The organism is Pseudomonas sp. GW823-FHT06E10, from assembly GCF_058794995.1.
This window is the reverse complement of record NZ_JBXAHJ010000004.1, coordinates 162,584-175,378: the sequence shown is the minus strand read 5'-3', so window position 1 is coordinate 175,378 and position 12,795 is coordinate 162,584. Positions and strand designations below refer to the sequence as shown.

Genomic DNA, 12,795 nt, shown 5'->3' with positions numbered 1-12,795 from the left:
AAGAACAGTGTCATGACCATTGCAAAGGCAGAACCTCCCCTGTAGTGACCCATTGATGATCCTTTCCCTGCAAGATTTCAGGGCGCCTGTTGCCCTGTTTTTCTGCCTGCTGGCCAACCACGCACCGGCCGAGGAATCGGTGCAAGGCGCAGACGGATTTTTCGAGGGCTCGACCCTTGGCGTGCTCAGTCGAAACTTTTATCTGAACAGCGACTATCGATCCCCCTCACCGACCGGAAAAAACTACAAAGCCGAATGGGCTCAAGGTTTTATCAGCGCTTTTGAATCCGGTTTCACGCCGGGCACAGTTGGTTTCGGTCTCGATGCCCATGCCTTTGCTGGATTGAAACTCGACGGTGGCAAAGGCCATTCCGGAACCGGTCTGCTGCCCGTGGGCAGTGACGGTCGTAGCGAAAGCAATTACTCCAGCGGTGGCGGCGCGATCAAGCTCAAGGCATCGAACACCACCCTGGCGTTTGGCGAAATGGAGGTCGAATCCCCGGTGTTCGATACCGCGGACAAACGCCTGCAGCCGGAGTACGCCACAGGTTTTCTGCTCAACAGCCGCGAAATCGACGGCATGAACCTGCAAGCCGGTCACTTCACGGCATTCAAGAATCAGGACAGTGCTTCAGACAAGGGCAACTTTTTCGGTTATGGCGCCAATACCGAGGCCGGCGGCATATCATTTGTCGGCGCTGATCTGTTTACCCAAAGCCCGGTTGGCGGCGCCCTGTATGCCTCGGATCTGACCGACACCTGGCATCAGTACTACGGCAACCTGCACTTCAAGCAGTCCGGGGTGTTCCTCGACGCCAACCTCTATCACACCAGGGACACTGGTCAGGCGCTGGCCGGCGCCATCGACAACACGGCGTACAGCCTGTCCGGTAAATACGCGCTGGGCGCCCATGGTTTCACCCTGGCGTATCAGAAAGTCGACGGTGATACGCCATTCGATTTCGTCGGTGGCGATTCCATCTACCTGGCCAACTCGATCAAGTACGCCGACTTCAACGGCGCCCACGAACGCTCCTGGCAGGTTCGTTATGACCTGGACCTGACTGCCTTCGGGATACCCGGCCTGAAGTTCATGACCCGCTACGTCACCGGCGACCAGATCGACGGCACCCATGCACCACAAGGCGGGGCCTACAACCCGTTCGACCCGGTGACCGGCACCTACGTGCCGCAACAAGGGGATGGCGGCAAGCATTGGGAGCGGGACATTGATTTGAAGTACATCGTCCAAACGGGGGCGGCGAAGGACCTGTCGGTACAGGTGTCACACGTTTCGCATCGGGCCAATGAGGCGCAGGCGGGTGATGACATAGACCGGATATATGTAGTGATTGAGTACCCGCTGGAGTTCTGAGCAAACCACGCGGCAATGTTTGGAATGTATTCAATTGTTGGAGCGGGCTTGCCGCAAATCTGCAAATTCTGTTCGGATTGGAAGGTTAGCAATAGTGGCCAGGTTGCTCGAAACCGCACCAATAGTATGATAGCTTGCACGCAGTCGACCATCTCCGTGGAGGCCCATTCATGGGAACCGTACGAAAAACCATCACCGTGACTGACCAGCAAGACAACTGGATCAAAGCGCAGATAGAAGCGGGCCATTACACCAACGACAGCGAATACATTCGCGATCTGATCCGTCGTGAACAGGAGCGCAGCGCTGAACTCGAAACGATCCGTTCCGCCCTTCGGGAAGGTGAATCCAGCGGAAAGCCTCGCCCATTCGATCCTGTTGCATTCAAACAGAGAATGTTAACCGCGCATGGCTGAATATCGTCTGACGCCTGCCGCAGAGGGTGACCTTGAGGCAATCTGGAGTTATACCGCTCGCCAGTGGGGTCTGGATCAGGCCAATCGCTACATTGATATCCTTACCTCAGCATTTGCGCAATTGGCCGAGCACCCGAAAAAGGCGCCGGCCTGCGACGCTATCCGTCCTGGTTATCGGCGCTGTAGTGTGGAGCGGCACATGATCTATTTTCGAATCACTGCGTACGGTATTGCGATCATCAGGATCCTTCATGATCGGATGGAAGCGCAGCGCAATCTCTGACGATCCATTTTCCAACCCCCGTGTAAAAACTGGACGAATGTGTTGCTTCGACCAACTGCCATCGCGAGCAGACTCGCTCCCACAGGGGATTCGGTTGAGTCAGAACGTGTGGGGTTGATTGGCGGAAGGCAGCCGGAGTCGAACCTGCCCGGGAACGGATGCCGTCCCCAACCGGGTTTGAAGCCCGGCCGCGCCACCGGGCGCGATTGCCTTCCTTGAATGATTGCCTTTGAATCAAAGCTCATTTCGCTGGGCCAACGCACTGTCCAGGCGAATCTGCCGACGATCACCAAAGCGCCGGGTCAGGCCGACACGGTCAAAATACTCCAGTATCTGAATGCTGCGCTTGCGCCCCAGGCCCACCGCATCACGAAACGCCGTCACCTGAATCACCGGGTTGGCGTCCGCCAGTTGCAACAGCATAGCCGCCAATCGGCGAATCATGCTGTCGGTGTAAAACAGGTCGCGTACCACCTGGTGCAACAAGCCCAGGCGCGCCATCTTGCGTAGCAATGTGCGGACGGTGGCTTCGTCATGTCCCAGGTTGCGCACCCAGGGCGGGGCGAATCCGGCCTGTTCGAATAGCGGCTGCAATTGTAGCCACAGGGTTTCGTCCTCTTCGCTCAAACGCACCTGATGTTCGGGCAGGTGCAACCACGGGCCACTGCTGGCGATGTCGCCGCTGGCCAACAACTCGTCGAGCAGGCTGATAAACGTTGGGCGTTCCAGTGTGCTGCCGATGAATCGACGCAAGCGATCCCGGTCCGGCCCCATTTGATCCGGTTCGAGTTGATGGAAATGCGCGAGCTGATCCACTAAGGGCGCTTTCAAGGATTCCCAGCGACTTGCACTGAACAGCAATGGGCCTTGACGGGTATCGATCAGGCGCACATCAGCGGGCAACACCCAACTGCTGCGCGGTCGGTTGAACTGCCGCTCCAGGCGCTGCGGATCGAGTCCGGTGTCGCTGTGGGCCAGCAACGCCTGCAAAACATCTTCCAGCCCGGCACTGTTCGCCAGCGCACTCAGTTGCGCCAGACGTTCGGGGCTGCGGCGTTGCCGATCCGGGGCAAACGGATCGAGCACCCGGCCGCCACCCAGGGTTCGTTGGGCACTCTGGTCACGCAGGATCAGCGGATCCCCCTTCACTGCATGCACCGCTGTGTTGAGCAGCAGTTGCGCAAACATCCGTCCACCGGGCGCCAGGCTGGTGCCTTCCAGCAAGGCGACGCGCCCGGTCACGTCCTGGGTGCCGAGGTGCACGTGCACCGGTTGAAAGTGTTCGAAAGCCCGGGGTTCGCCGGCCAGCAGTTGCATGTCGATGTCCAGGCGCCGGGTGGGCGCATACAGGCCTTCGGCGAGCAACCAGTGGCCGCGATGGATGTGTTCCAGGGCCAGCCGTTCGGCACTCAGGTTCAAGGCCACGCGCTGGCCGGCGAAAGCGTGGTCGGCGGCCTGGTTTTGCGCGTGCAGGCCGCGAATGCGCACCGGTTTGCCCTGTGGTCCCAACAGCAGGGTATCGCCCACCGCGACCTGGCCGGATAGTGCCGTGCCGGTCACCACGATACCGGCCCCGGCCACGCTGAAAGCCCGATCGATCGCCAGGCGAAAACCGCCTTCAGTGCTGCGCTGCTGTACTTCACGCTGGGCTTGCAGCAATTGTTGGCGCAGGGTTTCGATGCCCTCGCCGGTCACGCTCGACAGCGCAATCAGCGGCGCATCGGCATACGCTCCGGGCGCCAGCAAGGTACGGACCTGCTCACGCACGATCTGTACCCGGGCACTGTCGACCCGGTCGCACTTACTGATCGCCACCAGTGCCCGGGGGATGCCCAGCAACTGGACAATCGCCAGGTGCTCGCGGGTCTGCGGCATCACCCCGTCATCGGCGGCCACCACCAGCAACACCAGATCGATGCCCTGCGCTCCGGCCAGCATGTTGTGGGTGAAGCGCTCATGGCCGGGAACGTCGATGAACCCGGTCAGCTGCGCATCCGCCTCCAGCTCGGCATACAGGTAGCCAAGGTCGATGGTCATGCCGCGCTCACGCTCTTCGCGGCGCCGGTCACCCGCCTGACCGGTCAGCGCCTGGAGCAGCGCCGTCTTGCCATGGTCGATGTGCCCTGCGGTGCCGACAATCACCCTGCCCGGCCCTCCACGTGTAATTGTTCGAGTTGCGCCAGCCATGCCGGCTCGTCGTCCAGTTGCCGCAGGTCCAGCCACAGGGCGTCATCGTCGATGCGCCCCAGGACCGCAATCGGCAAGTCGCGAAAGGCTTCTTCCAGCGTCAACAACGAGCGCCCGCGCAAGCGCTTGGACGTCAGCGGGCGCAGACACAGCGCTGCGCTGGCCAGCCTCGCCACCGGTTGGCTGCCGCTGCCGATCATGCCCAGTGCCGGCATGGCACTGACGCTCCAGCCGTCACCCAGCACTTGGGCAAGCGCCGGCCGCAAACGCTCGGCCTGGGCGAGAATCTCGGCCTGTGGCCGGGTCAACAGGCGCAGGCTCGGCAAACGCTCGGCCAGTCGGTCCGGGTTTCGGTACAAACCCAGCACCGCTTCCAGGGCCGCCAGGGTCATTTTGTCGACCCGCAGTGCCCGCTTGAGCGGGTTTTTCTTGATCCTGGCGATCAATTCCTTGCGGCCGACAATCAACCCGGCCTGTGGTCCGCCGAGCAGTTTGTCGCCACTGAAGGTGACGATGTCCGCGCCATCGAGCAGGGCCTGGCGCACCGTCGGCTCTGCCGGCAGCCCCCAGCGGGTCAAGTCCAGCAGACTGCCGCTGCCGAGGTCTTCGAGCAACGGCAGTCCATGTTGGTGGGCAATTTGCGCCAGTTCAGCCGTCGCCACACTCGTGGTGAAGCCTTGAATGCTGTAGTTGCTTGCATGCACGCGCATGATCAAGCCGCTGCGCGGGCCGATGGCAGTCTCGTAGTCACGGGCATGGGTGCGGTTGGTAGTGCCGACCTCAACCAGCTTCACCCCGGCGCGGGCCATGATGTCGGGAATGCGGAAGGCACCGCCGATTTCAATGAGTTCGCCCCGGGAAATAATCCCTTCCTTGCGTGCGCCCAGGCTGTTGAGGGTCAAGAGCACCGCTGCGGCATTGTTGTTGACCACGGTCACCGCTTCGGCGCCGGTCAATTCGCGGATCAAGCCTTCGATCAGGTCGTCGCGATCTCCGCGCTTGCCGCTGCGCAGGTCGAACTCAAGGTTGAGCGGATAGCGCGCGGCCATTTGCACCGCTTCAATCGCTTCCTCGGGCAACAACGCCCGGCCGAGATTGGTATGCAAGACCGTGCCGGTGAGGTTGAACACCCGACGCACATGGCTGCGATGCTCGGTTGCCAATCGCTCGCCGACCCTGCCCGCCAGCACGTCGGCGCTGACTTCCACAGGTTCGAGCAAACCCTGCCGTACGCCTTCGCGCAGTTCATCCAGCAATAGCCGCAAGGCGCCCAGCAAGGCGTCGCGTCCATAGCGCTCGGCCAACGGCCGGCACGCCGGGTGACGCAACAAACTGTCGATGGAAGGTAGACGCAAGGGTTGGCTGGCACTGCGTGCAGACATCTGGCGCTCCTGAAAACGAATGGCCCTCGCGCCAGAGTGTAGACGCTGCGGTTACTCGTCTCCCGGCGCCAGCAACAGATTGGGTGCCAGACGCTGATAACCGTCCTGGGTCAGGCGCATGTCGAGCATCAGGCTGGACAGGTCTGCCGACAACGCTTCGGCGTCCGCATCGTTCTCCAGATAGAGCAACTTCAGATAACTGTTGCAACCGGGGCAGACTTCGGCGCGCAACGGTGCCTGGTTGGCGGCATGGCGATCATCTTCAAGGCTGAAGTATTCCAGGCCCTTGCTCTGTTCGCAATACACGCATTTGACCCGCACCACATGCCACTCGCAGGCACACAGCGAGCAGACCAGATAACGCAAGCCGTTGTGCTTGCCGCGATGACGGATCACCCCGGCCATGGCCGGCGAGCCGCAGGCCGGGCACTGGCTGAGGCTGTCGCCGGGAGTTAGCGCGAGGTTCGGCGTACTCAACAGCCAGTGGCTCCAGGCTGTTTGAAGCGCCGCACCGAGAAACGGCACCAGCGCCGCCGGCACCAGCGAATACTGGCCACTGACCAGCGCCACCGCCCAGGCACGCCGTTGCCCGGCACCGGCCAGGCGCAAGGTGTCCACGGCATCGGCCACGGCGGATTGTGACGGTGCGCTATAGCACTGCAGCAAGGCATCGAGGTAAGGCTGCCAATCGTCTTCGCGCGCCAGGCTGTCGGCCGCGAACGGCGGCAAGCCGTGTTGCTGGCACAACTCGATGCGTTGTCGGTCAAGGGGGTCGCTTGGCGGCGGGTCGTCCAGCACCTGTTGCTGCACCCGGCACAACCCGGCGATCAGGCGCAGGTAATCGGCCATCGGGTGCCCTTCGGCCAGCGTTTCCAGGCGCTGGCCACGCAGGCTGAACAGGTTATGCGGTGGCATGTACAGAAACGGCGGCGAACTGGCCGCCGCTTCGATTTCTCCGGGTTCAAGGATGGTTGGCAAATGTCAGCCCTTTTTGGTGATCGGTCGTTTGGGCGCTTCGTCGCGGGTCTCATCTTGAGTCACTTGGCGATACCAGAGTTCGTGGTGTTTCCTGGCCCAGCCGCGGCTGACCCTGCCGTGCAACATGGCGCTGACCGAGCCCTTGATCCAGATGCCGGCATAGATGTGCACGATGATGCTCAGGATCAGCACGAAACCGGCCAGTGCATGCAGCAACATCGCCCAGCGTATGGTGGTGATGCCGAAATACTCGCTGAAGTACGCACGCCAGATCACCAGCCCGCTGAACAACAGCACCAGCATGCACAGCAGTAAAGTCCAGAACAGCAGCTTCTGCCCGGGGTTGTATTTGCCGATGGGCGGGACGCCCTCCTCTTCATTTTTCATCACCCGGTCGATGCGCCTTAGCCACAGGCGATCATTGGCGATGAAGTAGTTGGCGCGCCAGAAGCGAAACACCAGGCCCAGGAACAGCACGAACATCAGCACGCCCATGAACGGGTGCAGGATGCGTGTCCATGGCCCGCCGCCGAACAGGTTGCTCAGCCAGAACAGCGCCGGGTGGAACAGCGCCAGCCCGGACAATCCGGCCATGAGGAACAGAATCGCCACCAGCCAGTGATTGGTGCGCTGGTTGCTGGTGTAGCGCAGGATCGTCTTGTCGCTCATGGCCTGCCCTCCCCTCGGGGATCGAAGGTGTGCACCGATGGATCGACTTCGTGCACGGCGTTGTCCGGCGGCTCCGGATGTTCATCCTCTTCGACGATTTGCGGACCGACGCGCACGTAGTGGAAGAACCCGGCCAGCACCGCCGCGCCCATGGCCAACAGTGCCAGGGGTTTGCTGATGCCCTTCCACAGCCCTACCAACGGACTGATCGCCGGGTGATCGGGCAAGCCGGCGTACAGCCTTGGCGTATCGGCGTGGTGCAACACGTACATCACGTGGGTACCGCCAACGCCTTCGGGGTCGTACAGGCCGGCGTTTTCAAAACCCCGGCTCTTGAGGTCGACGATACGCTCGGCCGCATGTTCCTTCATGTCGTCCTTGGAGCCGAACACGATGGCACCGGTGGGGCAGGTTTTCACGCAGGCCGGCTCCAGCCCTACCGCCACCCGGTCCGAGCACAAGGTGCATTTGTAGGCCTTGTGATCCTTTTGCGAGATCCGTGGAATGTTGAACGGACACCCGGTGATGCAATAGCCGCAACCGATGCAATGATCCTGATCGAAATCGACGATGCCATTGGCGTGCTTGATGATTGCCCCCGGGCTGGGGCATGCCGCCAGGCAACCGGGCTCGGCGCAGTGCATGCAGCCATCCTTGCGGATCAGCCATTCCAGGTTACCGGCGTCGGTCTCGTGCTCGGTGAAGCGCATCAATGTCCAGGTTTCTGCGGTGAGATCCTGAGGATTGTCGTAGGTGCCATGGTTATGGCCGACCTCGTCACGCAACTCGTTCCATTCCGAGCAGGCGACCTGACAGGCCTTGCAGCCGATGCATTTGGTGGTGTCGATCAGCTTGGCGACTTCCTCCATGCCGCGCACCGAGGGCGCAGGTGTGGTGGTGGCCGAGCGGGCAATGATGTCTTGGCTGGCCATTTAGACTTTCTCCACGTTGACCAGGAATGACTTGGACTCCGGGGTCTGGGTGTTGCCATCGCCGAGGAACGGCACCAGGGTGTTGGTCAGGTAACCGTGGCGCGTAAGGCCGGTGAACCCCCAGTGCAACGGAATGCCGATCTGGTGCACCACCTGATTGTTGACCTGCAGCGGACGAATCCGCTTGGTCACCACCGCCACCGCTTCGATGAAGCCACGCTTGCTGCTGACCCGCACCCGGTCGCCGGCGACGATGCCTTTTTCCTTGGCCAGCACTTCGCCGATTTCCACGAACTGCTCCGGTTGGGTAATCGAGTTGAGCTTGCAATGCTTACTCCAGAAGTGGAAATGCTCGGTCAGCCGGTAACTGGTCGCGGCGTACGGGTAATCCTTGGCCACGCCGAGGGAATCCCACACCGAATCGAAGATCCGCGCCGCCGGGTTGCTGGTGGCTTTCTTGTTTTGCGGGTGCAGCGGATTGATGCCGATCGGCGTCTCGAACGGCTCGTAATGCTCGGGGAACGGGCCTTCGTTCATCTTGTCGACGGCGAAGAATCGCGCCACGCCCTCGGGGTTCATGATGAACGGATTCATCCCCGCTTCCGGCGGCACGTCGGCCTTGTAGTCCGGCACATCGGTGCCGGCCCAGGCTTTGCCGTTCCACCACACCAGGCGTTTTTTCGGATCCCACGGCTTGCCTTGCAGGTCCGCCGAGGCGCGGTTGTAGAGGATCCGCCGGTTGGCCGGCCAGGCCCAGGCCCAGCCTTGATGCTGGTGCATGCCGTACGGGTCGTTGTTGTCGCGCCGTGCCATCTGGTTGCCCAGTTCAGTCCAGCTGCCACAGAAAATCCAGCAACCGGACGCGGTACTGCCGTCATCCTTGAGCTGGCCGAACCCGGCCAGTTGCGCATTGGCCTTGATCGCCGCGCCCGTCGCGTCGGTGAAGTCCGTGGTGGCGGAGCCGTTGATTTCCTTGGCCAGCTCTTCCGGTGAAGGTTCCTCAGGGATCTTGTACGGCCACGACAGTTTGAGCATCGGGTCGGGGTATTTGCCGCCATTGGCCTGATAACGCTGACGCAGACGTATGAACAGCTCGCTCATGATGCGGATATCAGTCTGCGCTTCACCCGGTCCGTCGGCGCCCTTCCAGTGCCATTGCAGCCAGCGGCTGCTGTTGACCAGCGAACCGTCCTCTTCGGCAAAGCAGGTGGTGGGCAGGCGAATGACTTCGGTCTGGATGTCGGCGCTGTTCACGTCGTTATACGGCCCGACCTTTTGCCAGAACTCCGAGGTCTCGGTGGCCAGCGGATCCATCACCACCAGCCATTTCAGCTTGGCCAGCGCCGCCATCACCCGGTTCTTGTCGGGCAATGCGGCAATGGGGTTGAAGCCCTGGCACATGTAGCCGTTGACCTTGCCCTGCCCCATCAGGTCGAACACCTTGAGGATGTCGTATTGGGGAATGTCCAGTTTCGGCAGGTAGTCGTAGGCCCAGTTGTTCTCGGCCGTGGCGTTGGCGCCGTACCAGGCTTTCATCAGGCTGACGTGGAATTTGCCGTAGTTCTGCCAGTAGGACAGTTGCCCCGGACGCAAAGGCTTTTGCGTGCGCTTGACGATGTAGGCGTTGTAGTCCTGTTCGGCATCGCCGGGTAGCGTGAGGTAGCCCGGCAGTGAGTTAGATAGCAGCCCCAGGTCAGTCAGCCCCTGGATGTTGGAGTGCCCGCGCAAGGCGTTCACGCCGCCGCCCGGCATGCCGACGTTGCCGAGCAGCAGTTGCACCATCGCCGCGCTGCGAATCATCTGCGCGCCAATCGAGTGCTGGGTCCAGCCCAGCGCATAGAGGATGGTCATGGTCTTGCCCGGTGTCGAGCAAGTGGCGATTTCCTCCCAGATTTTTTGCATGGCATCGACCGGCATGCCGCAGATCTGGCTCGCCAGTTCTTTGCTGTAGCGGCTGTAATGCTGCTTCATCAGTTGATAGACGCAGCGTGGGTCTTGCAGGGTCGGGTCGACCTTGGCAAAGCCGTCTTCACCGAGTTCATAGCCCCAGCCGGACTTGTCGGTGTAAAGGCGCTTGGCCGCGTCGTAGCCGCTGAAGATCCCGTCCTCAAAGCCATAGCCGGCTTTGACGATGAACGACACGTCGGTGTAGTTGCGCACGTATTCGTGCTGGATCTTGTCTTCGGTCAGCAGGTAATTGATCAGCCCGCCCATGAAGGCAATGTCGGTGCCGGTGCGGATCGGCGCGTAATAGTCGGCCACCGAGGCGGTCCGGGTAAAACGCGGGTCGACCACGATCAGCCGCGCCTTGTTGTGCGCCTTGGCTTCGGTCACCCATTTGAAGCCGCACGGATGCGCTTCTGCTGCGTTGCCGCCCATCACCAGGACCAGATTCGCGTTGGCGATATCGGTCCAGGTATTGGTCATGGCACCACGGCCGTACGTCGGGGCAAGACTTGCCACCGTCGGGCCGTGTCAGACACGCGCCTGGTTATCGAACCCCAGCATGCCGAGACTGCGCACCACCTTATGGGTGATATAGCCGGCTTCGTTGGACGCCGCCGATGCCGCGAGGAAACCGGTAGTCAGCCAGCGGTTCACCGTTTGGCCCTGGGCGTTCTTTTCGATGAAGTTGGCGTCGCGGTCGGCCTTCATCAGGTCGGCGACGCGATCGAGCGCTTCATCCCAGGAGATGCGGGTCCATTCGGTGCTGCCGGGTTTGCGCACCTGCGGGTATTGCAGGCGGCCGGGGCTGTGAATGAAGTCCAGCAGGCCTGCGCCTTTAGGGCAAAGGGTGCCGCGGTTGACCGGGTGGTCGGCGTCACCTTCGATGTGGATGATGTTTTGCGCGACATTCTTCGCCGTATCGCCCTGGCTGTACATGATCAAGCCGCAACCGACCGAGCAATACGGGCAAGTGTTGCGGGTTTCATGGGTGTGGGCGAGCTTGAAGTGACGCACCTGTTCGGCAAAGGCAAGCGTTGGGGCCATGCCCAACGCACCCAGGCTAGAGCCTGCAAGGCCGATGCCGGCGACCTTGAAGAACTGACGACGGCTGAGATCCATCGTGCACTCCTGATCAGGTGGGACCCGGTACATGGCCGGGCTTTTTCGAACAACCACGGTCGGGGCAGTCTGGCTGCCGACACTACAAACTGTAGTCAATGCTGTCGAATTCACCATGACAGCCGACCGTCGGCCCTCCAGACACTACCCACTGTAGGAGCGAGCTTGCTCGCGATGGTGTATCAGCTGAGTGAGTGTCGACTGACACTCCATCGCGAGCAAGCTCGCTCCTACAGGGGGTTGGCGCTTATCATGGCGCCATAACCAACCTGCCGTTACGAGACCCCGCATGACTTTCGATTTTGATCAGGTGTTCGACCGCCACAACACCGGCAGCACCAAGTGGAGCCGCTACCCCGCCGATGTGTTGCCGATGTGGGTCGCCGACATGGATTTCGCCGCGCCGCCGATGATCATCCAGGCCCTGCAAAAACGACTGGAACACCCGATGGTCGGCTACAGCGTGGCCCAGGATGACCTGCGCGAGGCAATCGTTGCCGACCTCTGGAACAAGTACGCCTGGCGCGTCGAGCCCCAGGAGCTGATATTCCTGCCGGGCGTCGAGTCCGGCTTCAACATGGCACTGAAGGCACTGGTGCAGGCGCCACAGAATGTCGTTGTGCAGGTGCCGAACTACCCACCGCTGCGTCATGCGCCCGGGCATTGGGGGCTGAACAAGGTCGAACTGAATTTCGATGCGCAAGCCGACGGCACCTACACCACGCCGCTGGATACCCTGAGCCAATCGCTGCAAGGTGGTGGCGCACTGCTGCTGAGCAACCCGCATAACCCGCTGGGCAAGGCCTTCCCCCGCGCAGAGCTGCAAGCCATTGCCGACATTTGCCTTGAGCATGATGCCTGGATCATTTCCGACGAGATCCACGCCGAGTTGTGCTTCGACGGCCGCCAGCACATTCCGATGGCGACCCTGAGCCCACAGGTCGCCCAGCGCACCATCACCTTGATGTCGGCGAGCAAGGCCTACAACATCGCCGGCCTGAAGACCTCCTTCATGATCATCCAGGACCGCCACCTGCGCGAGAAGGTCAACCACGCCCGTTGCGGCATGGTCGACAGCGTCAATCCGCTGGGCATGGAAGCCACCCGCGTCGCCTACAGCGAAGCCGCGCCATGGCTCGCCGAGCTGAAGGTCTACCTGCAAGGCAACCGGGATTACCTGGCCGAGGCCGTACACACCCGCCTGCCGGGCATCACCATGAACCTGCCGCAAAGCACCTACCTGGCGTGGCTCGACTGCACGGCACTGGGGCTGGACGACCCGCAGCAGTTTTTCCTCGAACAGGCCAAGGTGGGTTTGAGCGCCGGCCTGGACTTCGGCAATGGCTGCAAACAGTTCGTGCGCCTGAACTTCGGCTGCCCAAGGTCGCTGCTGGAAGAAGGCATTGCGCGGATGGAGCGCAGTTTGCGCCATCTCAAGGCCTGACCCGCCCCCTCTAGCCATACCTATCCCCTTGTGAGAGTGAGCCTGCTCGCGATGGCGTCCTGT

At 61.6% G+C, this 12,795-nt stretch carries 10 protein-coding genes and 1 tRNA gene; 4 read left to right on the top strand and 7 right to left on the bottom strand.

Translation table 11 applies throughout. From position 1 onward, the window contains the following. Nucleotides 1-55: 55 nt before the first annotated feature. The 3 genes from AC1Q6Y_RS08610 (at nucleotide 56) to AC1Q6Y_RS08600 (ending at nucleotide 2,074) form a co-directional block, all read left to right on the top strand. The gene (locus tag AC1Q6Y_RS08610; RefSeq protein WP_492624388.1) at nucleotides 56-1,375 is read left to right on the top strand and encodes an OprD family porin; all 1,320 of its coding nucleotides are present in this window, start codon (nucleotides 56-58) and stop codon (nucleotides 1,373-1,375) included. 170 nt (nucleotides 1,376-1,545) lie between these two features. Next, nucleotides 1,546-1,791, top strand: a complete 246-nt coding sequence (locus tag AC1Q6Y_RS08605) for a type II toxin-antitoxin system ParD family antitoxin (protein WP_102670266.1) — start codon at nucleotides 1,546-1,548, stop codon at nucleotides 1,789-1,791. Continuing rightward, complete coding sequence (locus tag AC1Q6Y_RS08600; protein WP_102670267.1) at nucleotides 1,784-2,074, top strand: type II toxin-antitoxin system RelE/ParE family toxin; 291 nt, start codon at nucleotides 1,784-1,786, stop codon at nucleotides 2,072-2,074. The genes AC1Q6Y_RS08605 and AC1Q6Y_RS08600 overlap by 8 nt, the downstream gene beginning before the upstream one ends. A 119-nt stretch (nucleotides 2,075-2,193) precedes the next feature. Here AC1Q6Y_RS08600 and AC1Q6Y_RS08595 read toward each other — a convergent pair. The 7 genes from AC1Q6Y_RS08595 to fdnG all read right to left on the bottom strand — a co-directional run bounded on the left by AC1Q6Y_RS08595 (nucleotide 2,194) and on the right by fdnG (nucleotide 11,288). Continuing rightward, nucleotides 2,194-2,289 (bottom strand) — tRNA-Sec (locus tag AC1Q6Y_RS08595). A 19-nt stretch (nucleotides 2,290-2,308) separates the two neighbouring features. Beyond that, nucleotides 2,309-4,216: a selenocysteine-specific translation elongation factor gene (gene selB / locus AC1Q6Y_RS08590; protein WP_492624475.1), complete on the bottom strand. Its 1,908-nt coding sequence runs from the start codon at nucleotides 4,214-4,216 to the stop codon at nucleotides 2,309-2,311. Beyond that, the gene (gene selA, locus AC1Q6Y_RS08585; RefSeq protein ID WP_057714814.1) at nucleotides 4,213-5,643 is read right to left on the bottom strand and encodes an L-seryl-tRNA(Sec) selenium transferase; all 1,431 of its coding nucleotides are present in this window, start codon (nucleotides 5,641-5,643) and stop codon (nucleotides 4,213-4,215) included. Before selA ends, selB begins: the two co-directional genes overlap by 4 nt. A gap of 51 nt (nucleotides 5,644-5,694) precedes the next feature. Continuing rightward, nucleotides 5,695-6,621 carry a formate dehydrogenase accessory protein FdhE gene (gene fdhE / locus AC1Q6Y_RS08580; protein WP_492624387.1) on the bottom strand — a complete coding sequence of 309 codons (927 nt, stop codon included), beginning with the start codon at nucleotides 6,619-6,621 and terminating at the stop codon, nucleotides 5,695-5,697. A gap of 3 nt (nucleotides 6,622-6,624) precedes the next feature. After that, nucleotides 6,625-7,290 carry a formate dehydrogenase subunit gamma gene (locus AC1Q6Y_RS08575; protein WP_349734228.1) on the bottom strand — a complete coding sequence of 222 codons (666 nt, stop codon included), beginning with the start codon at nucleotides 7,288-7,290 and terminating at the stop codon, nucleotides 6,625-6,627. Further along, on the bottom strand, nucleotides 7,287-8,222 hold the full coding sequence (fdxH, locus tag AC1Q6Y_RS08570) for a formate dehydrogenase subunit beta (protein ID WP_057714811.1): 936 nt from the start codon (nucleotides 8,220-8,222) through the stop codon (nucleotides 7,287-7,289). Before fdxH ends, AC1Q6Y_RS08575 begins: the two co-directional genes overlap by 4 nt. After that, complete coding sequence (gene fdnG / locus AC1Q6Y_RS08565) at nucleotides 8,223-11,288, bottom strand: formate dehydrogenase-N subunit alpha (RefSeq protein WP_223502529.1); 3,066 nt, start codon at nucleotides 11,286-11,288, stop codon at nucleotides 8,223-8,225. A gap of 289 nt (nucleotides 11,289-11,577) precedes the next feature. Between fdnG and AC1Q6Y_RS08560 the strand changes: the two genes are divergently transcribed. After that, nucleotides 11,578-12,732: a MalY/PatB family protein gene (locus AC1Q6Y_RS08560; protein WP_154909072.1), complete on the top strand. Its 1,155-nt coding sequence runs from the start codon at nucleotides 11,578-11,580 to the stop codon at nucleotides 12,730-12,732. Nucleotides 12,733-12,795: the final 63 nt, after the last annotated feature.